The sequence below is a fragment of the Acetobacter sp. genome (assembly GCF_022483985.1).
Lineage (GTDB): Bacteria > Pseudomonadota > Alphaproteobacteria > Acetobacterales > Acetobacteraceae > Acetobacter.
In genome coordinates, this window is the sequence record NZ_JAKVME010000001.1 from 1,742,788 (window position 1) to 1,768,099 (window position 25,312).

The 25,312-nt window shown below is 57.0% G+C and carries 20 protein-coding genes, 2 tRNA genes and 1 pseudogene; 6 read left to right on the plus strand and 17 right to left on the minus strand.

Features of this window, described 5'->3' with window-relative positions:
• Positions 1 to 47: 47 nt before the first annotated feature.
• Positions 48 to 623 carry a nicotinamidase gene (locus LKE90_RS07670; RefSeq protein WP_291492111.1) on the minus strand — a complete coding sequence of 192 codons (576 nt, stop codon included), beginning with the start codon at positions 621 to 623 and terminating at the stop codon, positions 48 to 50.
• 121 nt (positions 624 to 744) lie between these two features.
• Here LKE90_RS07670 and LKE90_RS07675 point away from each other — a divergent pair, with 121 nt between their 5' ends.
• The gene (locus LKE90_RS07675) at positions 745 to 1,530 is read left to right on the plus strand and encodes a YdcF family protein (RefSeq protein ID WP_291492110.1); all 786 of its coding nucleotides are present in this window, start codon (positions 745 to 747) and stop codon (positions 1,528 to 1,530) included.
• 3 nt (positions 1,531 to 1,533) lie between these two features.
• Positions 1,534 to 2,772, plus strand: a complete 1,239-nt coding sequence (locus LKE90_RS07680; RefSeq protein ID WP_291492109.1) for a DUF2075 domain-containing protein — start codon at positions 1,534 to 1,536, stop codon at positions 2,770 to 2,772.
• 17 nt (positions 2,773 to 2,789) lie between these two features.
• On the opposite strand, the gene LKE90_RS07685 is transcribed toward LKE90_RS07680, so the two are convergent.
• On the minus strand, positions 2,790 to 3,833 hold the full coding sequence (locus LKE90_RS07685; protein ID WP_291492108.1) for an ABC transporter substrate-binding protein: 1,044 nt from the start codon (positions 3,831 to 3,833) through the stop codon (positions 2,790 to 2,792).
• A 145-nt stretch (positions 3,834 to 3,978) separates the two neighbouring features.
• On the opposite strand from LKE90_RS07685, the gene LKE90_RS07690 reads away from it, so the two are divergent.
• Positions 3,979 to 4,054, plus strand: a tRNA-Asn gene (locus tag LKE90_RS07690).
• Positions 4,055 to 4,196: 142 nt separating this feature from the next.
• Here LKE90_RS07690 and LKE90_RS16460 read toward each other — a convergent pair.
• The 8 genes and pseudogenes from LKE90_RS16460 to LKE90_RS07725 all read right to left on the minus strand — a co-directional run.
• Positions 4,197 to 5,186, minus strand: a pseudogene (locus LKE90_RS16460) (tyrosine-type recombinase/integrase); the annotation flags it as partial.
• Complete coding sequence (locus tag LKE90_RS07695) at positions 5,183 to 5,455, minus strand: helix-turn-helix transcriptional regulator (RefSeq protein ID WP_291492106.1); 273 nt, start codon at positions 5,453 to 5,455, stop codon at positions 5,183 to 5,185. The pseudogene LKE90_RS16460 and the gene LKE90_RS07695, both read right to left, overlap by 4 nt.
• Entirely contained in the window at positions 5,452 to 6,810 is a 1,359-nt protein-coding gene (locus LKE90_RS07700; RefSeq protein ID WP_291492105.1) for a phage portal protein, read from the minus strand. The genes LKE90_RS07695 and LKE90_RS07700 overlap by 4 nt, the downstream gene beginning before the upstream one ends.
• Complete coding sequence (locus LKE90_RS07705) at positions 6,798 to 7,352, minus strand: HK97 family phage prohead protease (protein ID WP_291492104.1); 555 nt, start codon at positions 7,350 to 7,352, stop codon at positions 6,798 to 6,800. The genes LKE90_RS07700 and LKE90_RS07705 overlap by 13 nt, the downstream gene beginning before the upstream one ends.
• Positions 7,353 to 7,355: 3 nt before the next feature.
• Complete coding sequence (locus LKE90_RS07710) at positions 7,356 to 8,588, minus strand: phage major capsid protein (protein WP_291492103.1); 1,233 nt, start codon at positions 8,586 to 8,588, stop codon at positions 7,356 to 7,358.
• Positions 8,588 to 9,121: a hypothetical protein gene (locus LKE90_RS07715; RefSeq protein WP_291492102.1), complete on the minus strand. Its 534-nt coding sequence runs from the start codon at positions 9,119 to 9,121 to the stop codon at positions 8,588 to 8,590. Before LKE90_RS07715 ends, LKE90_RS07710 begins: the two co-directional genes overlap by 1 nt.
• Before the next feature lie 71 nt (positions 9,122 to 9,192).
• Positions 9,193 to 9,978, minus strand: coding sequence for a hypothetical protein (locus tag LKE90_RS07720; RefSeq protein WP_291492101.1), 786 nt, complete (start codon positions 9,976 to 9,978; stop codon positions 9,193 to 9,195).
• A complete protein-coding gene (locus LKE90_RS07725) occupies positions 9,975 to 10,142 on the minus strand; it encodes a hypothetical protein (protein ID WP_291492100.1) in 168 nt (55 codons plus the stop codon). Before LKE90_RS07725 ends, LKE90_RS07720 begins: the two co-directional genes overlap by 4 nt.
• A 108-nt stretch (positions 10,143 to 10,250) precedes the next feature.
• Here LKE90_RS07725 and LKE90_RS07730 point away from each other — a divergent pair, with 108 nt between their 5' ends.
• Positions 10,251 to 10,556, plus strand: a complete 306-nt coding sequence (locus LKE90_RS07730; protein ID WP_291492098.1) for a helix-turn-helix domain-containing protein — start codon at positions 10,251 to 10,253, stop codon at positions 10,554 to 10,556.
• Positions 10,557 to 10,924: 368 nt separating this feature from the next.
• Here the strand turns inward: LKE90_RS07730 and LKE90_RS07735 are convergent, their stop codons facing one another.
• The 3 genes from LKE90_RS07735 to LKE90_RS07745 form a co-directional block, all read right to left on the minus strand.
• The gene (locus tag LKE90_RS07735; RefSeq protein WP_291492097.1) at positions 10,925 to 11,110 is read right to left on the minus strand and encodes a hypothetical protein; all 186 of its coding nucleotides are present in this window, start codon (positions 11,108 to 11,110) and stop codon (positions 10,925 to 10,927) included.
• A 101-nt stretch (positions 11,111 to 11,211) separates the two neighbouring features.
• Positions 11,212 to 12,654, minus strand: a complete 1,443-nt coding sequence (locus LKE90_RS07740) for a phage/plasmid primase, P4 family (protein WP_291492095.1) — start codon at positions 12,652 to 12,654, stop codon at positions 11,212 to 11,214.
• Positions 12,651 to 12,911 (minus strand): hypothetical protein, encoded by a 261-nt coding sequence (locus LKE90_RS07745; RefSeq protein WP_291501004.1) that lies wholly within the window; start codon positions 12,909 to 12,911, stop codon positions 12,651 to 12,653. Before LKE90_RS07745 ends, LKE90_RS07740 begins: the two co-directional genes overlap by 4 nt.
• A 514-nt stretch (positions 12,912 to 13,425) precedes the next feature.
• Between LKE90_RS07745 and LKE90_RS07750 the strand changes: the two genes are divergently transcribed.
• On the plus strand, positions 13,426 to 15,321 hold the full coding sequence (locus LKE90_RS07750; RefSeq protein WP_291492093.1) for a superinfection immunity protein: 1,896 nt from the start codon (positions 13,426 to 13,428) through the stop codon (positions 15,319 to 15,321).
• A gap of 57 nt (positions 15,322 to 15,378) precedes the next feature.
• Here LKE90_RS07750 and LKE90_RS07755 read toward each other — a convergent pair whose 3' ends face one another.
• From LKE90_RS07755 to LKE90_RS07770, 4 genes are all read right to left on the minus strand, one after another.
• Positions 15,379 to 17,451 (minus strand): beta-N-acetylhexosaminidase, encoded by a 2,073-nt coding sequence (locus LKE90_RS07755; RefSeq protein ID WP_291492092.1) that lies wholly within the window; start codon positions 17,449 to 17,451, stop codon positions 15,379 to 15,381.
• 314 nt (positions 17,452 to 17,765) lie between these two features.
• Positions 17,766 to 22,319 carry a glutamate synthase large subunit gene (gene gltB, locus LKE90_RS07760; protein ID WP_407066065.1) on the minus strand — a complete coding sequence of 1,518 codons (4,554 nt, stop codon included), beginning with the start codon at positions 22,317 to 22,319 and terminating at the stop codon, positions 17,766 to 17,768.
• A gap of 5 nt (positions 22,320 to 22,324) precedes the next feature.
• Positions 22,325 to 23,758: an NAD(P)-dependent oxidoreductase gene (locus tag LKE90_RS07765; protein ID WP_291492090.1), complete on the minus strand. Its 1,434-nt coding sequence runs from the start codon at positions 23,756 to 23,758 to the stop codon at positions 22,325 to 22,327.
• A 256-nt stretch (positions 23,759 to 24,014) separates the two neighbouring features.
• Complete coding sequence (locus LKE90_RS07770; RefSeq protein ID WP_291492089.1) at positions 24,015 to 24,971, minus strand: complex I NDUFA9 subunit family protein; 957 nt, start codon at positions 24,969 to 24,971, stop codon at positions 24,015 to 24,017.
• A 253-nt stretch (positions 24,972 to 25,224) separates the two neighbouring features.
• On the opposite strand from LKE90_RS07770, the gene LKE90_RS07775 reads away from it, so the two are divergent.
• Positions 25,225 to 25,311 (plus strand) — tRNA-Leu (locus tag LKE90_RS07775).
• The last annotated feature ends 1 nt before the right edge of the window (position 25,312 follow it).

Consider the following 25,312-nt stretch of genomic DNA (forward strand, 5'->3'; position numbering starts at 1 on the left):
CTCGTTTCGAAACCGTTTTATCAGATTTATTGAGGTCTCTCCGCCGGTCAAGACAAATCAGATGACTTGCTCAATAAAATGCCAGCACTTTCCGCCCTGCGCACAGCATCTTCCAACGGTGCGATACCACGACAGGCATCCAGCACAATCACGCTTTCAAATCCGTCATTCTTCGCGTCGATGGCTGTCGCCGTCACGCAGTAATCCAGCGCCAGCCCGGTGACAAAAACGCGGCTGATCTTCCGCTCGTTCAGCCAATCCTTCAGAATCGTGCGTGTTACACCGTCATTTTCCAGAAATGCCGAGTAGCTGTCCACGGAGAGCGACTGTCCCTTGCGCAACTCCAGACTGACCACCCCGCGCTCCAGCGTTCCCGCCAGCGCCGCGCCAAGCGTATCAGCCACGCAGTGCGAAGGCCACGGGCCACCCTGCGCTTCGAAAGAACAATGAGCCGCCGGATGCCAGTCCTGTGTCGTGACGACCGCACCGAATGGCAACGCCATCAGACGATTGATGACAGGTATCACCGCGTCGCCTTCCGGCACGGCAAGAGCGCCATCGGGGAGGAAATCGTTCTGGACATCGACGATCAGCAGAGCGTCAGCGGAGGATATCTTTCTCATTTCGCAATGATAACGCGCATCATACGACCTGTCTTTACTTCTTGTGCGGATGACTGTTCGTTGCCTGCCCGGAGATTGAGGATTATGGCTGCACGGAATACTGACCACTCAGGAGCCCGGAATGTTCATCATCGGCAAAATTCTGACCATGATCATGATGCCGACCGCGCTGCTTGTCGAAACCCTCCTGTTCGGGCTTCTCCTTCGTCGTTTCCTGTTCGGACGTGCGCTGACCACGCTCGCCGCCGCAGCATTGGCGTTCTGCCTGATTTTTCCGGTTGATCAGTGGGCGATCAGACCAATTGAGGATCGCTTTCCGCAGATCCGGACTCCACCCGGACATGTAGACGGAATCATCGTTCTTGGCGGCTCGATAGACTGTCTGACCAGTGAGGATCGACAGACGCCAGTGACAGGCGCCGCCGGTGACAGGCTGACCACTTTTCTGGCGCTCGCCCGGCGTTATCCCGACGCCAGGCTCGTCTTCACGGGTGGTTCAGGTGATATCGAACAGGGCGTCACCACCGAGGCGAAATGGGTGCGTCTTCTGTTTGAAAGTCTCGGCCTGCCCGATGACCGTGTGATTTATGAAAATCGTTCACGCACAACACGGGAAAACGCTACGGACAGCTTTGCTCTGGTGCATCCGAAACCTGACGAGACATGGGTTCTGATCACATCCGCCAGTCACATGCCCCGTTCCGTCGGCGTCTTTCGCAAGGCCGGATGGCACGTTCTCCCCTGGCCGGTCGGTTATGTGTCGCGCGATCGCCTTCGCGGCTACTCTCTCTCATTGGGCAACCGCTTCGCGACGCTGGACTGGGCCGCCCATGAGTGGATCGGCATGGTGGCCTATCGGCTGAGAGGCTGGACGAACACGCTTTTTCCAAAACCGGAAAAAGACTGACAAATGAAAACGGTTTTCAGAACAACTGCATCGGATGAAAGAAGTGCATCAGCAGCACGTCTTTCTCCGGACTTCGATCTGACGGACGCACAGAAACATCTGGTCGATCGCATTGTCGGGTTCTGTGAAACACACACTCATGACCAGCAGGCGGTCCTCGTTCTGGAAGGCGATGCCGGAACAGGGAAAAGCCTTGTCTTGAACACAGCTTTTTCACGCATACAGGAACAGGCGCGAAGTCGTGACGGCATATACCCCCTACAGGAGACCAATAACATCCTGCTTGTCAACCATCCTGAAATGATCAAGCTGTACCGAAATATCGCTGTCAACATTCCGAACCTTCGCAAGAAAGACTACGAACGCCCGACAAGCTTCATCAACAACCTGCACAAATCCTCTGGCCATGCCGACATTGTTTTCATTGATGAAGCCCATCTTCTGCTGACACGCAGCGATCCCTACAATCATTTTCGTCAATCGAACCAGCTTGAGGAAATTCTCAGGCTGGCACGCGTGGTTGTCATGGTGTTTGACCCACGTCAGACACTGAAATTCAAGGGCTACTGGGACAAGGCTCATCTTCGGGCCCTTTTGCAGGACATTCCCACCGAGACGATCCGCCTGACAGATCAGTTCCGTGTGCAGGCGCATCCGGATGTCATGCGGTGGATCAGGGCATTCTGCGACGGCCAGTTACTCACGCTTCCGGCAAAGCAGGAATATGATTTCCAGATCTATGATGACGCCGCAAGAATGTACGAAGACATTCGTGAATGCGACCATCGCTGTGGCCTGTCACGCATTCTGGCCACCTATGACTTCCCCTATACGCTGAACGGGAATGATCATTTCGTACAGACCGGTGATTTCCGTCTGAGATGGGACAGAAATCAGCCATCTCATCCACTACCCTGGGCCGAACGGCCAGACTCGATTGACGAGGTCGGGTCAGTTTATACCGTGCAGGGGTTCGATCTGAATTATGCAGGCATTATCCTCGGCCCGTCCGTCTCCTACGACAGGACGACCGACAGAATAACTCTCGATCCTGCACTTTACGAGGACAGCGCCGCCTTCACCGGACGCGGCAACCTTGTCGATACGGACACAGCCAAACGCCACGTCATGGCCAACGCCCTGTTCGTCATCCTGACACGCGCACGGAAAGGCCTGTTTCTGTATGCACATGACGAGGCGCTACGCGCCCGGCTGCATGTGCTCTGGAACAATCGGGCCTGAAAAAAGCTGATCCGCTCTCAGATATGCAGCACATTCTGGCAAATGGAGCGGGAAAAAACACCTGAATCGAGTTCGTTCGGCAGCAGATCAATCAGTTTCAGTTCGTCAGCATATTGCGCCATCTGATCACGCAGCCAGTGTCCCAGAAGATGAACCGGTGCAGGCTGATGCGCCAGCATCTGTTTGACATCATCATCATTCATATCGGGAATATGGCCAGAAAGAAGCTGGGCCGTTTCATCACGATGCTTCTCAATCCAGCGACAGGCATCCCGCAAGGCCAAGACAACAGCCAGCGCGCCCTTGGGATCTTCAGAGAGAAAATGGTTGGAAAGTCCGAAAACCTTGCTCACCCGCTGAGCATAATTGCCCGTCGTCGATCCGGCGAGTTCCGTCAGAAAAGACTGATTTTCCGACAAAAGCTGCCAGCCATCCGGATCATGCAACACCACACCATCCACTTCCCGGCCATCAAGCGCCTGATCAATTCTGTCTTCCGATACGGACCGCCAGAGCACATCGGACGGGTTGATCCCCTTTCGTCTCAACAGGACTGAGAAAAAACGCTGATCAGCATAGTCCTCATTCAGGACCGCTATCTTTTTGCCGACTACGTTGTCGATTTTTGTAATGCCGTTGTTTTTTCGTACCAGAAGCCTGAACGTGCCCGCACTCAGACCTGCCACCAGCATTGCCGGCACGCCTTCATGCAGCCGTGGAAGCCACGACAGGGCGGCACCGGCGGCTCCCACCACCTCGCCTTTGGAAAGAGCGTCAATTGCCTGCTGACCGGTGATACAAGGACGCGCCGTGATTTCCAGATTATAGCGACTGAAAAAACCACGCTCCTGTGCGACGATAAATACAGGATCGTCTTCTGGCGATGGCCATGACAGGACAAGGCTTCTGGGCTGTCCATCAGGTTCCTGAAGAGCCCGAGTTGGATGGGTAAACCGCCATCCCAGACCGCCCAGCACGCAGGTTCCGGCTACCGCACCGGCAGCCGTCAAGACACTCCGACGACTGCTCATACCGCTTTTTTTCACGGGCTTTGTATCCATCTGCCAAACCTTCTTTGCTGCGGCTCGCTTCCCAAACAAATCTAGCTGCCCTCAGGTTGCTGCAATGTCAAAACTGCCTGAAAAAAATCTCCCGGAGGGGCTTTACGAGGGTATCAGGGTTGGCTATACGGTCGCCAACAACTGGTCCCGAATAGCTCAGTTGGTAGAGCAAGCGACTGTTAATCGCTGGGTCGTAGGTTCGAGTCCTACTTCGGGAACCACACATCTTTTTTCTCCAATATTTTCAATATGTTGCGGCTTGTTTTTGCCCCGTGCTGGCATATCGCCAGAAAAGTGGGACATATCGGCAGCACCAAAGCGCTCGATAGCCTGCCGCCTTAGCCGGTTCTGATTGGCCTTCGCGGTGTAGATGGCCGTCGTCTTTGTGTTCTTGTGACCCAAAATCGCGGCAATCTCGTATTCACTGCACCCAAGCTCCGCCAGTCGGGTTGCAGTCGCCTTACGAAGACCGTGAGCGGAACAGTGTGGAAGACCAGCTTCCTTGCACCACACCCGAAACTTGTTTCCAAAACTTTCAGCTGTATAGGGATTGCCTCGCACACCCTGAATGAACGTCAGACCTTCCGCAGCACCCGGTGTCGCCTCAATGATGCGCATCAGTTCCGGCAACACCGGCAGCATCATTTCTACAGGTTTGCGATTGCGGTTCTTCCACTGGGTGAAAACCAACTCGCCATTGCGGATGTCCTTCACCCCCAGACGAACCACATCACTACGGCGTTGCGCTGTATAAATCAGGACAGCAAGCGCAAGCCGCGCCTGAGAACCAATAGGGTGAACCGCCTCGAACTGCGCCACCTCATGCGGTTCCCAAGTGTGATAACCATCCCCCTGCGCCGGAATCATCGGCACATCTCTTGCTGGATTGGTCGTGAGGTATCCATTCACTGCACCAAAACCGAGAACTGCCCGCAACGCCCGAAGGATCATATTTCCTGCTTCTGGCCTGCCAGGCGTTGAGTCACGTAGTTTCCGCACATGAACCGGCTGCATAAGCGCAACCGGCAACTCACCCACTGTCTCACAGATACGGTCAGAGGTGATTCGCCGGACATAGCGCGTGCGTTCACTCAGCCGAAGAAAATCACCAGACTGGTAATAACTATGACACAGCTCACGAAACGATCCCGGCGCAATAAATGAACGAGATGGTTTCGCGGGCTGTATCTCTCCTGCCATAGCCTTGCGATATTCCGCATCGAACTCTGGCGTTCCAAGCGCCTCATGCAGACGGATCTTCCGTTGTCCTGGTCGACGAAGATAAACACGAGTATTCCCATGTCGATCCTGATCTTGTGAAACATATTTATATTTTCTGATGATTTCTATCATTTACCCAACAATGCGTCCCAAGGGTTTTTGACATCACCACTCTCATTTATCGTCACACCCGCCGCATGATCGCCAGTGAGACGTCGTGCCGCCGCTTCCAGTGCGGGCTTGTTCCACAGCGCAGCACGACCGTAGCGGAAAGGCTGAGGCACCAACCCTTCACGCGCCATGCTCCACAAAGTGCTTGGTGCAACACTCATCAATGCAGCAGCAGCCTCAGTGCGAAGCAGCACAGGAACGACGCCAGGAGGCAAAGCATCATACTTCACGCCGCACCACCATTCTGATGCGTGCCGGGAGCAGGTAAGCCATCTCCGGTATGACCAGGTTTAGGGGCAAGAGAAGGCATACCCGGCATATCTGCGGGCCAATTAGGAGCATCCAATTTTCCCGCCAAGGGCGTTGCACCGCCAGTTGCGCCCCGCAACACCTCACCGTCCGCATGAGGCGGCAAGCCAACAGCTGCACGTGCCTCATTGGCGGTCATAATACCGCTTTGGACCTGGGCGCAGTTTGCCGCAGCAACCGCACTGTAATTACCCCGTAGAAGACCGCCCATATCCATCTGAAGATGGAAACCAGGCGGCAATACCGCTGCATCAAATTCAGCCTCCAAAACAGCGACAATCGGCGCCAGAGCAAGTTGGGCAAAAGCCGCCATGAACGGAGACATATCAGCTGGCAAGCGCTGCCCAAGCTGTACAAGCGGTTCAGGCACTCGGAAAAGACGACAAATTTCAGCCACGCCGAACTGACGGCTTGAGAGGAATTCTGCATCGACGCTGTTGAGACTGGTCTGGTTGAATTTCCACCCACCTTCCAGCAAAGGCACCTTTCCGGCATTTACTGATCCGCGGTATTCTGAAAGTATTTCCAGAGCTCTATTGACATTGTCTTCTGCTATATACTCTGGCGTAGAAATATAACCGGACGGCCTCATCCCGTTTTTCCAATTATTTTCAGCAACAGAAGCCATTTCAAGGCTTTCACGCACTACTCCCGCAGCTCGCGCAAGAACACTACGTCCGATCAGCCCATTATCCGAGCGCGCCCGAACATGCAGAACTTCAGTGTCCAGCAATCGAGAAGGAAGGCCCAGCAGGCGCGTTTCAGGTGTAGACGTGGTGATGTCATAAACAAGCCGTGCGGCACCGCCCACACTCACAATCTGCGGGCTGATCCATACCCAAGGCACCGGAATCAGGTCTGTCACCGCACCACGGCCATCACGCTGAACCCAGGCGAGGAAATTGCCCTGCATCTGCAACTCAGCCACGCCTTGCGTGATGAAAGCGGGCCAGCTTTGATTCGTATTTGGTCGGGCTACCAGCTTTATAGCAGGCAAAGTCGCTGGAGCTGGCTGGCGTCCTTCATCTGTATCCATCGTGATAGACGCAGGCAGGCTAGCAATGGCCGATGTGGTAATTTCCAGGCAGGCTGTGACAGCGGACAGACTTTCAGACAGCCAAGTTGGCACCGGCGGATGAGCCGCCATCGCTCCACCCAGGTTAAGTCCCGAAACATTCCAGCCATCATTGAACCATCCACCAGAACGTGTTTCGCGAACCAGGACCGGTTCCTTTCTCGCACGCGGATCAAGAGATTTACGCCTTAAAATCCCCATGACAGCCTCATGATTTCAATTTTCCGCGCTCGTTGCGTCTGCAAATCCACCTCATTTTCACCTGGTCTGCTACGCGGTTCCACGAAGGTTTCGCCATAAGCCGGATGACCGGAAATGATGCTGATCTCATGCAGGCGGGCACTGTGGATGACCCTTCTCTCCCGTCCATTCCATTCATCGACAGGATCAGAAAAACCAATGGATACACCGCCAAGATCGCCACGCTGTGCCAATGCATATACATCACGTCCACGTTCTGTATCGGGCAGAGCAAGTGTGAAATGCAAACCATCGGGCTGGTCGTGGAGCGCCAGTGTTCCCGATCGCGTGCGACCAAGCACTTTCGACATATCGTGATCCTGCAAGGCAAGGATGTCTTGCCCCTGACAGGCCGATCGCAATGCGTACGGAGAAAAACACTCTTCAAAGGAGCCAATCTGCGCGGGCTTGCCATACGGCACCGCAAGCCCCTTGAGCGTGAGGCCGGTCCCGGCAGGCGCGATGCCTGCCGAAAATCGGGTTTCCAGTATCCCGCGCTGCATGGCTCAGGTTCCAGCCTTGGGCGTCAACACTGTGAACGCCTGTGAACGACGGACAGCCACATCCGCTGACTGAATAACGCGCACCTGGACGTTGCCGCGCTGATAGGCTTCGCTGGCGTACGGATTTACAAGAATTTCTGCGACGCCCCACAAACCAATCAGCAGGTTTGACCAATCACCTAGGACAAGCGTGCCTGCTGGCACATTCGTGGACCACTGCGCAGGTAGACCGGCAAGCGTGCCGTCTTCCATTACGAAACCAGCCCCCACTGATGCTGCTTTTGGCGTAGCCATGAGCGCAGCCCGAACGCCAGCCCCAACAGCCCAACCATTCGGGACAGCATTGGCCGTTTCCAGATCCGTGAGACATGCAAGAATTTCCGACCAGGTGAGAGCACCAGCCGTATAATCCGTGGTCTTTCCGGCCTGTGGAATAACACCTTTTGGTGTGAAGCCAGTCCCATCGCCAGCAATGGCCGCTGCATCCAACGCCTGCGCCATGACTGCCAGAAGATCAGCCTGCACCAACTCCTGTGCACTCGGCGACGACAGCATGAGCGTATTCCTGCTGATTTCAACAATACTGCCGCATGTCTTGGGCGTCATGACGATACCGTCATACGTCCCATTTCCTGAAGGAAGCGGTTGATTTTCTCCGACCCATGCCGCCTGCGCGGCCGCTGTCTGGCGTGGAATGCCGATGTTGCCCGTCAGTCCTTCGAGCACGCCCGCCCCGAGCTGCTGCGTGATCAGGCGCGCACGAAGAAGCGACACGAACTGATCCGGCCTCTGCTGAGTTGGGATCAAGCTTGCAGCTTCACCAGTGGTCCCTTGTGCGCCTGTTGTGAGCGTTGCGCGTGTTTCCACCGCAGGCGTCAGATCAACCAATAAGCCACCCTGCTGTGGCTTCTGGCCCGTGCGCCGCTCGATCTCGGTAGACAGCTCACGTGCCCGACCAGTGCGAATATCAGTGACACCCGGAAGCTGGGCACGGATCGCGTCGACTACCGTGAAACCGTTACGTGCCTCCTGATATCGCTGATCAGCCGACAGAGGTGTGCCTGGAGCGGAACGCGCCAGGTAATCCATCGTACGCTGACGGGTTTCCTGCGCTTTGAGAGTCGCGCCTTCGGCCTCAAGCTGTTCCCAGCGTTTATTGATCTCAGGACCGGCCTTACCTTGGATAGCCTCCATGTCGGCCAGCACGTCAGAAAGAGTGCGTTCTGCCACGGCCATTACACGATACTCCGCGATGCGGGAGGCACTTCACAGCGTAATGTCGCGTCAACACGCGCAACCAGCGTATCCAGTGGCAAAGCCACAAACCCATCTGCAATGTTGGCACCTGTCTGCGTGGCCGCCCAATGCAAGGAATCCCCGGTGAGGGCTTCGATCACGATGCCCACATCACGCTCTCCGAAACTCACCAGATAATTGTTCCGACCCGGATAAAGCTCACCCGGGAGACGATGGATTCCAGACTGCGTTTCGTCCCCGAAATCGGAAAAGGCTGCTGCAATGGAAGCCGCGCGGCGAACAGGAATCCCCATACGAACCAAGCGAGCCGTCGCGACGATCTGATAGACACGACGCTTGCTGTAGCGGATCGCCGCTCCCTTCCCCACATTCTGCCGATCATCATCAACAGGCAGGATAATTGCTGGCTTGCGGGAACCCCAATTCTTGAGAGTGTTGTGTGAAATCTCGGCAGCGGCGCAGACGTGGGCTGCGCCATACTGTGCCAGATGAAGGTCATTGTTGTCAGGCATGATTGCCTCCTTTCTCGCCAACTAGTGTAGAGAAACACTACATTGGAAGGCAAGAACAAAAGTGGGACAATTCACACAGGAACCTCAGATCGTGGAGGGCAATCCTCTCTACCGATCAGATCTCGGCACAGAGCAAAAGCTGGATAATCGCCATGCTCAGGGGCGAGCGTGCCATCCAGTGATAAAGGCAGTGTCGTCATGACCAGCCGCGCCTTGGCCTTGAGGTCTTCAGGCGTATGGGCAGGCAGGCCCAGAGCTTTTGTCCTCAGATCATTCATGACGTCCCAAAGACGCATTTGCTCCGCTTCAATGTCTGCGGGAATGTCAACGACATGACACCATTCGTCACCCAGCTTGTCGAATGCGTCCAGCACCTTCAGGGTTCGTTCCATCAGGTGCAGCAGCTCGCCGTCATCAGCCTTGTGCGATGACGGAGAAGCTGGATCAGGTGTGGCATCAGGCAGGAAACGGGCTGGATCGCTCAGCATAGCCATGGCATCGCGGCCAGCAGAGTATTCGGACCAGTCAGCCCCACAATCTGACAATGGAGGGCATGCGCCATTCCACACTGAGAACGCGATCTGTCGGGCGAACCAGCCGTCCCATGTGATGGGCGTGACTCTGGCCATGTCCAGGACACCAGCATAAGTTTCATTAAACAAAAAACAGGCTTCCGGCGGCTCCTCCGGACAGCCTTCCAGCAACTCTCGCGCTCTTAGCTCCTTCGCGATGACCTCGCGAGCCTGCCGGATCAGTGCATGATCCGCCGCGTTGAGTGCATGGGTGTGGATGGGGAATGCCTGGGCAAGATCGATCTTGCTTTCATGCGTCGTGGCTGGATTTGTTTTGTCGCTCATCGGACAGCCTCCACCGCGTAGGCATGGCCGGAGGCGACTGGATCAGGTGACCCGAGCCCGAAGACGGACAGGGCGATCAGGAAAGGGACGATCAGCACCGTCAGAATGCTGACGCGTGTGTCTGCCCGCCTGGACGCAGGTGTGCTATGGGCGTTCTCAGCCATTGCCGAAAATATCCTTCGGTTGTGGTTAGACCGAGAGGAAGGCTCCTAACCCTCCCTTTCGGTCGCTCGCGCATTGTCGAACGGCAATTTTAGTGACATAATCATCTCATGAACGCAAGAGAAAATGGCACTAAAATTTCCATTACACCCGGACAAGCCCGTGCGGCTCGTGCGTTCATTGGCTGGTCGCAAGATCAGTTGGCTGAAAACAGCGGCATTCCGAAGCGGACGATTGTTCGATTTGAATTAGGCGAAGGTTCACCCCGAACATCCACGCTGGATGCCATACGGTCCGCCTTGGAAACCGCAGGAGTAGAGTTCATTCCCGAAAACGGCGGTGGCGCTGGCGTGCGTCTACGGGAAAGACTTGTTCCCGCCGACACATCAGAGCTTGCAGACCACGCTCAACGATAAAAAAATAATAGCGCAGCCGTGACTGCGCCTGTGGGCATGTGGATCGAACGTGGAGCCTGTGGGCAGCGGTGTGGTCAGACGGTGGGGAACGCCGTCAGGCGTTATCCACGGGCTGTCCATGCCCTGTCCATGGGTGGAACGTGCCCCGAAGGGCGATCCACATACCCACGGGCGGACGACTGGCACGGAAAAACCGCCACCAGGTAACATCGAAGAATATGACGAGAACCTCACAACAGAGGACACCTTCCAAACTTGAAATTTACTTAGCTTAGCTAGCTTTGATTGTTTGATTGTTTTTCAAAGATCATTCAGAAAATCTGCGCGTGAGCCTGACGCGGTTGCCCCCCCAGATGGGCAGCCATCGCTTACCCTCCCCCAACCCGAGGAAAATCCGTGCGAATTTTCCTGATCAGACGCCACAACCGACCTACCGCCTCAGACTTAGCAAGATGAAATGCTTCAGGGTCACGACGATCCGGAAGCAGCCGTGACACCATGCGGGGAATGTCTTCCAGTTCTTCGATCTGCGTCGGATGCGTCAGATGCGTCACGTTCTTCCTATTATCCCCATGTGCGCGCACGCGCGTATGAGGGTAATGGTTTTTTCCCGACGCATCCGACGCACTTGACGCAAACTCCGGACAAATACCCCTCATTTGTCAGCATCCGCCCATGTCATTGGACGAAGTTCAACTCCACGAAAGCCACGTTTATTCCTCGATCCTTTAGGATCACGACATGGTGCAAACCCACGCTTCTGCATGGCGCTGCTGAAGCCTTTCATTGACCCAGCTTCCTCCCCCACAGACTTGGCGAAAGTTGCCCAGGACTGATACAGCACACCCCCCAAATCTTCCCGCTCACGCCCGACAAAGCACATCGACTCAAGCCATTGGCCCATCACGTCTTGCTCCGCGAAATACTGCTCGGTTGCGACTGTGACCGCACCTGGACGGACCAGCCCGTTCATTTGCCAGTCAATCGCGCCATCAATCATCCAGCGCAGAATGGCCGGCCATTCGTGTTTCAGCTTCTGTTCAAGCTGTGGGTCTGGTGTGGCGGGCTTGTGCTCAAAGCCGACGATATTGAAACGACGACGCAGCGCATCATCCACTGAGTGCAGTACTGGCTTATGATTTCCCGTGATCATTAGCTTGAATGTTGGGCGAAACTGGAAATTATCCTGCCGCATGAACCGCGCCGTGATGACGTCACCACCAGTGAGTGCCTTGATCCGCGCTTCGGCCCACGGCCTGCCTTCCTCGGTTTCGGAAGCCGTCACCAGCCTTGCGCCACGAAGCATAGCAAGATCTGTCGTGTGACGATCCACACCGCTGGCAATGAAGGCTTCCATAGCTGCATTGGTGGCATAGCTACCGAGAATTCCAGCAACCGTATTGAGAAACACAGATTTTCCGTTTCCACCGGGACCATACAGGAAAAGCAGAGCATGTTCGCGGGTGTCACCAGTCAGACAGTAACCGCACCAGGAGCGCAGGAAGCGGATCATTTCCTGATCACCGTTCGTGGCTTCAAACAGAAAGCGATCCCACAACGGACAATCCGGCGTTTCTGCTGGTACTACCGCGCAATGTTGTGTTATCAAATCGACCTGCCTCGCCTCACGTAGTTTGGCGGCGCTTAGGTCAACGGTTCCGTCTGGCGTTCCAAGCAACAGCGGATCGGTGTCCCATACAGCGGAAGTCACCGCGAATGAGCGTGCGGCGCGAACCAGAGACTCAACTCCTCGCGCCGCCGCTGCCTTTGCCAAGGCAGCAGCTCCCTTCACATCGTCATGCGCAGCAATAAGACGGCGGCCAATTGTCCGGCACCAATCATACGCCAGTGATGTTTCTTCCAATTCCCAGAAACTACCGTTCCAGAGAAACCATTTACTCGCATGATGATCAAATCGCAGGACATTGGCAAAGCAGGCTTCAAATGCCAACGCAACACCATCTTCGGTGGCCGGAAAAGCCGACAGGTCGATGCTGTCCAACCCATCGCCTTTTCGAGCAATGAGACCCGTTTGTGCCTGGACACGTTCAGCGGACTCAATGGCGCGACGAACACGCTCAAAATTTGCTCCCGTCATGGCCGCACCCCGAATGAGCTAGCCATCTGCTCCAGTTTCGGTGGCAACTGCCCATGCCGTGCCATCACAGCGAAGCCAGACTGATAAGCCCGCCACATCTGGTCCATGACGCCATCAGCACCGCGTCGCTCATGCGCTAAGACCAGCAAGAAATTCAAGGTCAGCAGTTCAGCAGCTTCCTGACCTTGTGCTGCTGTTGGCACCTTACCTTCAGCCCGAAGCCAACGATCAAGACGAGCCACTACATCAGCGACCATCTCACGTGCCAGGTCAGGTCCGGCAGCCGGATCGACTCGCGCACTCATTGTGCCGTCTCCGAGTCGAAAAGTGGGACACTCGCTCTTGAAAAAGCGCAGAAATCCGTTCGGATTTTTTTGCCCCACATTGAAGCAAGGTATTGTTTTATTTCTTTTTCTTCACGCCTACTTCGGGAACCACCTGTTTCATTTTCCTTTAAAATTAGCCGGACATGCCATTCCAAAAAATGGTTGCCCTGTGCTTTGATCACTTACGAACAGATGATCAGAACGCTGTTCCTGAATCTGAAATCACAAGAGATTTCCATCTCATTCCCTTGGTGATTACTGCATTTCCACCACATTGCGCGTGCGATATCTCACTCTACCGACCCGTTTACGCGACATAATGCGTTCCTGTTTGCATTCACTTGGGAACGGTATTGCCCGCCTCCCGTGTGAGCCGGAGGTCCGAAGGCTTCAAATCCCCGAAGCCTGAGCCTAAGCTCTCCACGAACTGAGGGGAGCGGACTCCATGAAGCGCCGGATTGCGAAAAGTCTTTTGGCTGTAGTGTGCGGTCTGTCGGGTGAAGCGATGGCTGCTCAGGCTCGGGAGAGTGCACCTCCGCTCGCTCACGTCTCGCTTGATGAACATGAGCATGTCCGGCTGAATAACGCAGGGCTGGATGCCTCTGTCGATCTGGTGGAGAAACCTGACTGTAGCGCACCGACCCTGCTGAGCGGAGATGATGCGCTGGTTTCAGGAGCCTGCCGCATGGCCGTGCTGACACTGAAAGACGGCACCCACCCGGATCGACCTGCCTTCACCACACTGCTGACTCCCTATAGCCGGGATGGCAGCGATGTCCGCGATCTTCAGCTTGATCTACGCCGTCTGGATGCCGCCTCGCCGCTCCCGCAGGCTGTTGTATCAGTCTATACCGGAGGCGCTCATTGCTGCGCCCTGACGTCGGTCATTGGCATGACCAAAAGCGGCACGTGGAGCGCCACACGCCCCTCTGAACTCTCGGGCGAGGACCGCCCGCTCTTCACCAACATCGACAAGGATGCCGCGCAGGAAATCGTCACTGGTGACAGCAGCTTTCTTTATACCTTTGCGTCCCATGCGGGCTCCTACACACCAGCCGTCATTTACCGCTACACCGATGGACGGCTTGTAGACATCACGACGGATAGTGTTTCCCGCCCCTATCTGGAACAGAGCCTGAAAGAGAACGAAGGGTTCTGGGTCCAGCAGAATCGTAACGAGCCAAACGGCTTTCTGGCCTACTATGTCGCCACCAAAGCCAATATGGGCCAGTTTCAGGCGGGATGGTCCTATATGCTGCCGCGCTATGACCATGAACTTGATGCCGGATTTTCGCTTTCCCGCTGCACACTGGGAGGACGGCTGGAAGCGGAATGCACTGCCGAGGAACAGGCTCTCCTGCCCTTCCCTCAGGCGCTGGCCGGATTTCTGGTTGCCGGCAATTACGTCACCTCCGAACAGGCTCTTGCTGTAGCACCGGAAGCCGAAGCCGCAATCCGGGCGGCAGACCACTACAGCCCTGACTTCTCCTGTCGCACGCCGCCCCAGAAAAACGGTGTAGCAACGATGCTGTGCGAAAACAGTCAGGCGGCAGAACATGAACTTCAGTTCGATCAGGTCTATTACGCCCTGCGTCAGCTTGTCGGACCTTCCGGCTGGCGTGCGCTGAAGCAGGAAATCATCCTTGCCGAAAATACCGTTGACCAGCAATGCGGTCTTCCAGTTCCCGGCGAGACAGACCAGACGCTGCCGCCTAATGCCGCAGGCTGCTACGCGACTGGTATGGACAATCTCTCCGAGCTGTATCGCAAGAAACTGTCCGGCGCAGCGCTCGAAGAATCAAAAAGGCCGATTGACCAGCATATCGCCCTTCAGCGACGCCTGATCAAGCTTGGATACCTTCCGGCAGGTTCAATGGCTGACGGTGTTTATGGTGAATCCACACGAACAGCCATTGCAGCATGGCAGCGTGACACCGGCCGACCGGAGAATTCATCTTTCCTGTCTGATGCAGACGCCGCTGTCCTGCTTGGCGTTCCATCCGCTGCCACAGAAATCAGCCATGCCTCCGCAGCAGTATCACAACAGGCGACCTTACCTTCTCCAGACATTGCAACGCCCTCTTCTGCTCAAGTCACGAAAAGCTCTTTCCAGTTTTTCGGGATTTCCGGAATTGCAGCGATTCTGGCCATTGCTGCCGGGCTCACCCTGTATTTCGTGCCATTCGTGATTGCCTGTATTCGTGACACGATACGGAAACCCGCCGTCTTCGCCGTCAATCTTTTCTTTGGATGGACAGCGCTCGGATGGATTGCCGCGCTGGTCATGGCATTGACATTTACACCGCTAAACACAGAAACTTCTTCAAGGGAACAACTGTGAGACTACACAGGACCGCCTCCTCACGACAGTCCTGATACCTGATATCCCGCCAATCAATCAGGGTGAAACCGGACTTGCATTCACCAGCGTCCGGACACCCGGCACGATAGCAATCAGCAGCCCCCCGGGAGGCTGAGGCAGGGGTGGAGACAACAACTGCCAGGATGATGCGGCAAAAGCTTCCTGCTGCTGGGCCAGAAGTTTTTCAACCTGCGCTTTTCTGGCTGTATCAAGCGTTCCATCAATCGCTTCGAGCCCCGCCTGCGCCAGCAGCGAAAGCTGTTGCGAAACAGGACGTATCATTTCAAGCGCTGCCACACCGCCAATTGTCTTTTCAAACAGACCATCATTGGCAGACCATTTTTCAAGATCACGACGCAGTTCTGGAGCGACGGAATGGTCTCCACGCACATAAATCTCGGCAAGCTGGTTAAAGCGCATGGCAGGCAGGGAATCAGGTTCTGCCATGGCGACGGGCCATGTGAGCAGGTCTTCGCCCGCTTTCTTGATCATTCTGTTGATCGTGTAATTTCTGACTGGACTGGTCACCTGCAACACCGTCTCCAGCGGCTGCCTGCCAGCAACCGGATATCGTGCCAGCATCTGTTCACGATCCTGCTGTGTCGTTGTCAGAGCCAGAGCGTTCAGTTCCGCGACGATAAGCGGCAAACGCCGCTCCATGTCGCTCACATCACGCACAGTCTCAGGCGACCACAGACGTTCTGCAATCACGGCTGCACGGGGCCAGATTCTCTGATTCAGCATCTGTTCTGTAACGGCTTCCGTCCACAGAACGGCTTCTCCACCAAGAACATATTCCTTTTGTCGAGCATTCAGAGGAGGCAGCGCAGGATCAAGCGCAAACGCATCAGCCAGTCTGAAATGAATCTCTCGGGCGTGTTCCAGTTCCGCGCCTGCCAGACCACTCCCCATCAGATCATAGGGATCAACCCGGTAATATTCGCGAGCTGGACGCAGAAGATCCAGATAATAGCCGGAAGAGACAAGAGTCGGATGCTGCCTGACCGTCGCTGCATTGATCCATTTGGAAGAACGCCATATATCGGCAACGACGGATTTTGGAACAGGCGCGGAAAGAACTTCATCCCAGCCGATCATCGTCTTTCCCTGCTCCGCAAGAAAAGCCTGTATTTTTGCGGTAAATTCTCCCTGAAGCGTTGAAGCGTCAGGATAGTTATGGGCTTTCATGTAGCTGGCGATCTGCGGGTTGCCCGTCCATTGCGAAGCAACCACTTCATCACCCCCCGCATGGAAATAGGCATCCGGGAAGAGACGCATCATCTCCACAAACAGCTTTTCTATAAAATCGAGCGTTTCCGGCGTGGTCGGATCAAGCGCCGGATTGTTGGCGTTGCTGCCGGCGATACAAGCCGAACTTCCCGTGCAGACCGCATTGGCTGCGGGAAGCGGTTGTGCCGCAAGTTCCGGATAAGCTTCCAGCACCGCCAGCGCGTGACCCGGTACATCGAATTCCGGCACAACACGAATACCCCGTTCAGCGGCATACGCGACAAGATCACGAACATTGTCCTGCGGATAATACTGTCCATGCGAAGAAACCGTTTGCAGGCGCGGAAAAACGAGACTTTCCACACGAAAGGCGGCCCCGTCACTCAGATGGAGATGGAGCACATTCAGCTTGGTCAGTTCCATCGCGTCGATCTGGCGCCTGAGGGCGGCCACAGACATGAAATGCCGCGCCACGTCGATCATCAGTCCCCGCCAGGGAAAACGGGGCATGTCACGGATACTCACATCAGGAAAAACTAAACCCTGTGATGTTGTCCGGACCAGTTGAAGGAGCGTCGCGAAACCATGAAGCACCCCGGCGGGACCATCTGCCGTCAGCAGGATTTTTCCATGCTGAATGGTCAGTTGATACGCCTCCCGCTCGTCTCTGCTCAGGTAATGCTGATCATCGCCACTCCTGATTTCCAGTGAGCAGGCACTCTGTTTTCTACTGATAGAAGAAATGCTCTTCAGATGACGTAGAAAACGCTGGCTGGCGGCCTCCGGAATGTCGCCATGTGCTCCATGCCAGTGAATGTCGATCTGATCACAGGGTTTTGCCTCTCCTTCCTGCCATGACACGACTGAAGGAACAGGCATCAGACCCGGAGTTGATGCCGCAGCGGTGGAGCATACGGATACCGCGCAAGATAGAAAAAACGCGGACAACATCATGTTTCGTTTCATCACGACCATCCGTTTCCCGCTCTTTCTGTTCATCATTAAAATTTCGGGATCTCTGCGGGCTTATACTGCCGTCTGTTACACTCCCACCACCACAGACAGCTGGCATGAAATCCATGGTGACAGCGACACATCAAAAACAGATATCCATTTTATACACAAACGGAATTCACGTATAAAAAAACGGGCAGTCCTGAGACTGCCCGCTGGCAACGGTTCCCGTCGTCCGATCAGGCGGAAATCGCCATCTGTTCCGGCTCAGAAAACCCGATGATTTTTGCATAATCTTTCGGAACAACCTGCCAGAAGCGCGGCAGGACTTCCTCCCATTTATGCAGCAGCATCGCGGCATAGGGAGACTGTGTTTCAGCAGCATGCGCCTCGACAAGAGTCCGAAGCTTCTCTTCCCACTTCTTCTGCTCGACGCGCACCCAGAACACATTGTCCGGATTCACCTTCTGCTCGAACGATCCGTCCTCGTCATAGACAAAGGCCATGCCGCCGGTGAAGCCTGCGCCAAAGTTGTCGCCGGAGTCACCAAGGATCACAACCGTTCCACCCGTCATATACTCACAGGCATTGGAACCACAGCCTTCCACCACAGCCGTCGCACCGGAGTTACGCACCGCGAAACGCTCACCCGCCAGACCCGCAGCGTAGAGCGTGCCAGCCGTTGCGCCATACAGGACGGTGTTGCCGACAATCGCGTTTTCATTCGTCGCCAGCACGCTGGAGGCCGAAGGACGCACGACGATGGTTGCACCGGACAGACCCTTGCCGACGTAATCGTTGGCGTCGCCATGCACTTCCAGCTTCAGGCCCTGCACGGCGAACGCGCCGAGCGACTGACCGGCGGAGCCACGCAGACGCACCGTCAGATGACCGGGCGCCAACGTGGCCATGCCATACTGCCGCACGATCATGGAGGAGATGCGTGTGCCGATGGCACGCATCGTGTTCTGCACGTTATACTGGAGCTGCATCTTCTCGCCGTGGTCGAACAGCGGACGGGCATCCGCGATCATCTGGGCGTCGAGCGTGTCAGGCACCTCGTTGCGACCTTCAAGCGTGCAGTAGCGCGCATGCGGGCCAGGGTCGGCCTGCACCAGAAGCGGGTTCAGATCGAGATCATCGAGATAATCCGCGCCACGAGAGACCTGCTGAAGCAGATCCGTACGGCCAATCACCTCGTTCAGCGTCCTGAAGCCGAGAGAGGCAAGAATATTTCTCACATCTTCAGCAATAAACGAGAACAGGCTGATGACCTTCTCGGGGGTGCCTTCGAACTTGGCTCGCATGGCCGGGTCCTGCGAGCAGACGCCCACCGGACAGGTGTTCGAGTGGCACTGACGCACCATGATGCAACCCATGGCCACAAGGCTAGCCGTGCCGATACCGAACTCTTCCGCACCAAGCATGGCGGCGATCACCACGTCACGACCGGTCTTGATACCGCCATCGGTCCGCAGCGTGACGCGATGACGCAGACGGTTGAGCATCAGCACCTGATGCGCCTCCGCCAGACCAAGCTCCCAAGGCAGACCAGCATATTTCACGGAAGACAGCGGGCTGGCGCCCGTGCCGCCGGAGTGACCGGAGATCAGGATCGCGTCGGCCTTCGCCTTCGCCACACCTGCCGCAATCGTGCCGATGCCCGAACGGGCCACCAGCTTCACTGTCACTTTCGCATCCGGATTGATCTGCTTCAGATCGTAGATGAGCTGGGCCAGATCCTCGATCGAGTAGATATCGTGATGTGGCGGCGGTGAGATCAGCGTCACCCCCGGTGTCGCATGACGCAGCTTGGCGATCAGTTCCGTGACCTTGAACCCCGGAAGCTGCCCGCCCTCACCCGGCTTCGCACCCTGCGCAACCTTGATCTCAAGCTCGCGACAGTCATTCAGATACTGCGCCGTGACGCCGAAGCGACCGGACGCGACCTGCTTGATGGCCGAGGAAGCATTGTCGCCATTCGGACGCGGCTTGGCGCGGGCCGGATCCTCACCACCTTCACCGGAATCGGACTTCGCGCCGATGCGGTTCATGGCGATGGAGAGAGTCTCATGCGCTTCCGGACTGAGCGCCCCGAGCGAAATGGCCGGCGCGATCAGACGCTTGCGAAGCTGCGTAATGCTCTCGACCGATTCCACCGGAATGGCTTCACGGTCGCTCTTGAAATCGAGCAGATCGCGCAGCGCCACCGGCGGCTGACGACGCACGGCATCGGCATAACGCTGGTAGATGGAGAAACTGTCCGTTCCAACCGCTGTCTGGAGCATGTGGATCAGCGTGCCGTCGAAGGCGTGCGTCTCGCCACTCCGGCGCATCTTGTAGAGACCGCCCACAGGCAGAACCGCAGCCGACGTGCCCCAGGCCTGCTCATGGAAGCTCAGGATGTTCTTGGCGATACCACCGAGACCGATGCCCGAGATACGCGAGGCCATACCGGGGAAGAACTCGGCGACCAGCGCACGGGACAGACCGACCGCCTCAAAATTGCAGCCGCCACGATAGGACGCCATGATCGAGATGCCCATTTTGGACATGATCTTGAGCAGGCCCTTGTCGATGGCCTTGCGATAACGCTCGACCGCCGTACGCAGCGTCATGTCGCCGCACAGGCCACGACGGATGCGGTCCGCGATGCTTTCCTGCGCGAGATACGGATTCACCGTCGTCGCGCCGACACCCAGCGTCACGGCCACGGCATGCACGTCCAGCACGTCGGAGGTCCGGACGTTCAGCGAGGTGAATGTCCGCAGCGAGTTACGCACCAGATGCGTATGCACGGCGGCAACAGCGAGGATGGTCGGAATACCGGCGCGCTCGGCTGACTGGTTCTCGTCGGTCAGGAAGACGTGCGAGCAGCCTTCACGGACGCGCTCCTCCGCCTCCCGGCGAATACGGGCGATGGCCTCACGCAGACCGGTCTCGCCTTCCGCCGCCACGAAAGTCGTGTCGATGATTCCGCCCCGCTCGCCACAGAATTTGCGAAGCGCCTCGAACTCACCACTGGTCAGAATCGGGCTGGGAAGCTGGAGCAGATCGCACTGGTCTTCAGCTTCCTCAAGAATGTTCCCGAGATTACCCAGCCGTGTCAGCAGGCTCATCACCCGGGCTTCACGCAGGGAGTCGATCGGCGGATTCGTGACCTGACTGAAACCCTGACGGAAATAATGCGCCAGTCCGCGATAGCGTTCGGACAGAACCGCGAGCGGTGTGTCATCGCCCATGGAGCCGACAGCCTCAGCCGCTGTCTCGACCATCGGCTGGAGGACATGCTCCAGTTCTTCAAGCGTGTTGCCGACCGACAACTGACGGCGACGCAACTCTTCCGGCTGGTACATCACCGGCTCGACAACGTCGTCGCGCACCAGCGAGCCGATCTTCTGGATCTTTTTGACCCACTGTCCGAAATCCTGACGTCCCGCCAGAAGGTCGAGCAGTTCGCCATTGCCGTAAAGTTTGGCGTTGTCGAGATCGACGCCGAGCATCTCGCCCGGACCAAGGCGCCCACGGCTGACGACAGCCGCTTCAGGCACCTTCACCATACCGGCTTCAGAGCCAATGATCAGAAGATTACTCGTCGTCCGGGTGTAACGCAGCGGACGCAGACCGGAACGATCCAGACCGGCGATGATCCAGCGGCCATCCGTCGCGCACAGGGCGGCAGGACCGTCCCACGGCTCCATGACGGCATTGCAGTAAGCGAACATGTCGCGATGCGACGCCTTCATGCGGGAATGCGCGCCGACACTGGCCGGGATCATCAGCGCCTTGACCGCAGGCGCATCGCGCCCGGCATGGGTCAGCAGCTCAAAGACGTTATCGAGCGTCGCCGTATCGGAACCACCGACCTGCACGACCGGCTTGATGTCGTTCATGAACGGATCAAGTTCCGGATCGGCCAGCCGCGTTTCGTGGCTGCGCATCCAGTTCACATTGCCGGAGATCGTGTTGATCTCACCATTATGGGCAACGCGACGGAACGGCTGGGCCAGCTTCCATGTCGGGAAGGTGTTGGTCGAATACCGCTGGTGGTAGATCGCAAAGCGGCTGGTGAAGCGCTCATCCAGCAGATCCGGATAGAAATCCGTCAGGTTTTCCGCAAGGAACATGCCCTTGTAGATCAGCGAGCGGCACGACAGCGAGCAGATATAGAGATCGACCTGATCCGCAATGGCGGATTTTTCGATCCGGCGACGGATCACATACAGGTCGCGCTCGAAGTCCGCTTCAGAGCGGTCCGTTTTGCCCCGGATGATGATCTGTTCGATCTCCGGCCGTGTCGCATTGGCCTTTTCACCGATGCAGGCGGTGTCGATCGGCACCTGACGCCAGCCATAGATGCTGTAGCCGAACATGAGAATTTCGGTCTCAATGATCTGACGGCAACGCTCCTGCGCGGCGAGGTCGGTCTTGGGAAGGAACACCTGCCCCACGGCCAGCGGCACACCGGCATCCCGCTCCGCCTGTGGCACGCCGATGGCGTCGGCAAAGAAATCCTGCGGAATCTCGACATGGATGCCCGCGCCGTCACCCGTCTTGCCATCGGCATCGACAGCGCCGCGATGCCAGATCGCTTTCAGGGCCTCGATACCGGCCTCGACGACATCACGACGCTTGCGGCCATCCAGAGCGGCGACAAGGCCCACGCCACAGGAATCGCGCTCGTCCGTCGGGTCATACAGGCCGTGCTGCAGCGCCGCGCTGTTGCGCTCCCAGTTCGCGACAAAAGCCTCGCCGCTCTCGCTGGCGGAGGAGAAACCTTCAAATGAGTCCATGGTCATTACTCCGCAGCCAGAGAAGAAGAACGGGCGGCAATCCACTGGTCGATCTGAGCCGCCGCGTCACGGCCATCGCGGATGGCCCAGACAACGAGGCTCGCGCCACGCACGATATCGCCAGCGGCAAACACGCCCGGCACCGAAGTTTCGAAGCTGACGCGATCCACCTGCAACGTCCCCCAGCGTGAGGTCTTGAGGTCATCGGCCTTCCACAGGTCAGGCAGCGGCTCCGGATCGAAACCGAGCGCCTTGATGACCATGTCGGCCTGCACCGTGAACAGGCCGTCCGGCTCTGCCTCGATCGACTGACGACCCGAGCCGTCCGGCAGGCCGAGACGCATCTTCTGCGCCCGCACGCCGGTCACGGTCGTATCGCCAAGGAAGCTTTCCGGAGCCGCCAGCCAGACGAATTCGACACCTTCCTCCTCGGCGTTTTTCACTTCGCGCACGGAACCGGGCATGTTGGCCTTGTCGCGGCGATAGAGGCATTTCACCGATTTCGCACCCTGTCGGATGGCCGTCCGCACGCAGTCCATGGCCGTATCACCACCGCCGATGACCACGACATCCTTGCCCGCAGCGTCCAGTTCCCCTTCCGGCAGCGCATCGCCCAGCGAGCGACGGTTGGACGCGGTCAGATAATCCAGCGCGGCGACGATACCGTCCAGCCCCGCTCCGGGACCGCCGATCTCGCGGGATTTGTACACACCTGTCGCAACCAGCACGGCGTTGTGTTTTTTCCGCAAATCCTCGAAGGCGATTTCCCCTTCGCCCGCGCCAATCCCCTTACCGAGATGGAAGACGACGCCCTGCTCTTCCAGAACCTTCTGACGACGGAGAACAATGTCCTTTTCCAGCTTGAAGCCCGGGATGCCGTAGATCAGCAGGCCACCGACGCGATCATGACGATCATACACATGAACCTGATGGCCGCTCGCCCGCAGACGTTCCGCCGCCGCCAGTCCTGCAGGTCCGGCACCGATGATGCCGACGGAGCTTTCCAACTCAACGACCGGCATGACGGGCTTCACCCAGCCGTTCTCGAATGCCGTATCCGTGATGTAGCGCTCCACCGCGCCGATGGTGACGCTGTCGAAATCCTTCTCAATGACACAGTTGCCTTCGCACAGCCGGTCCTGCGGGCAGATACGGCCGCAGATTTCGGGGAAGCTGTTTGTCGCCTGAGAGACGCTATACGCCTCTTCCAGACGCCCGTCCGCCGCCAGCATCAGCCAGTCCGGAATGTTGTTTCCCAACGGGCAATGGATGGAGCAGAACGGCACACCGCACTGGGAACAGCGACTGGCCTGCGTGGCGGCCTGCTCCGGCGAGAATTCATTATAAATCTCGCCGAAGTCCTTGCGCCGCTCGTCAGCGAGACGTTTGGGCGGCTGGGCCTGCGGAACAGAGACGAACGAGAGCATCTTTGCGGACATGCGCTGGCTTCCTTGGCCCGGCCGGACACTCTGGGCGGGGCATTCTGACTAACTGAGAACCTTTCCCGTCGAGACACGACTGGTCATCCGGCGTTTCCGGCAGGTCTGAAACTGCGATAGCGCAGGGCCGCCCGCGACAAAAGACAGCAAGACTGACCTATTAATCGAAACGATCTCAAACATCCACTCCCACATGGTCAGGGCGGTAAAAAATAAGGACAGCAATACATACCAAAATACAATCAATGACATGATTTCAAATCTTAATTCCATCTCCACCCGGCGCATAACGTTTCATGTAAGAGGGAGCGATCATGTCCAGACTGACTGGAGCCATTCCCAGATCGCGGAACCCCGGCAGACTTTCATCAACCACATTATCGACCGCCAGCATCTTCAACTGATCACGAGTCAGCATACGTCCCGGCAGACGTTCCAGCACCGCCGCCTGAAGGACCGCGAGACCCGAAGGCACTGCAAAGATCGGCTTCTTCCGCCCCGTCAGCGTCAGCACACGTTCGGCAATAGCCCGCATGGTCAGAATCTCCGGACCACCCAGCTCGCACAGATTCGAACGGGTGGGCGGAGTTTCTTCAAACGCCCTGACAACGACCCTGATCGCCTCAGCAACATCGGCCACGTACACGGGCTGAAGCTTCGTGGAAGCTGCATAAACCGGCATGACGAGCGGTGCGTAACGCGCGACACCCCCAAGCATGTTGAGGAAGTGATCTTCCGGGCCAAACAGCACGGACGCCCTTGCAATGGTGGCCGTGGGGAAATGCCGTATCACCGCCTCTTCCCCAGCCGCACGGCTGCGTCCATAGGCCGACGGTGAAGTCGATGAAGCGCCGATGGCCGACATATGCACCAGCGTCCGCACTCCGGCGGCGGCGGCCAGCCGCGCCACGCGAGCTGCACCTTCCACATTCACGGCATTGAGCGCCGCAGCCGTGGACGCGCCGAGAATAGCCGCGAGATTGACCACGACCGCGGCTTCGGACACGACTTCCGCCACGGCGTCTTCGTTCTGCACAGGCGCATAAAACGGGACAACCTGCCCCACATCACCCAACTGCCGCAGATCGTTCGCCAGATCGGTGCGACGACAGGCGACACGGATTGTGTAGCCATCAGCCGCCAGTTTCCGGACCACATATTTTCCGAGAAATCCCGCGCCTCCGAACACTGTTGCCGTCTTGCGACCGATCATGGCGTCGTTCCTTCATATCCTGTTTCTGCGAGGAAAATACTACAGACTCCTCCCGACGCACCTTGCGCTACATCACCAAATCCATAAAGCGGCGAAAGAAAAACCAAAAAACGCAGTCGGACAGGGGGCGATAACGATGCGTTCCCAGCAATTTCATATTCCGCACAAAAATCTTCACAATGCCCCTTGACCCTTCGGCGAGACGCCTTTAAACGCCAGCTCCACCACCCGGTTGCACCGGGTTGTCATCTAAGCCCAGATGGCGGAATTGGTAGACGCGCAGGTTTCAGGTACCTGTGGCCGCAAGGTCGTGGAAGTTCGAGTCTTCTTCTGGGCACCAT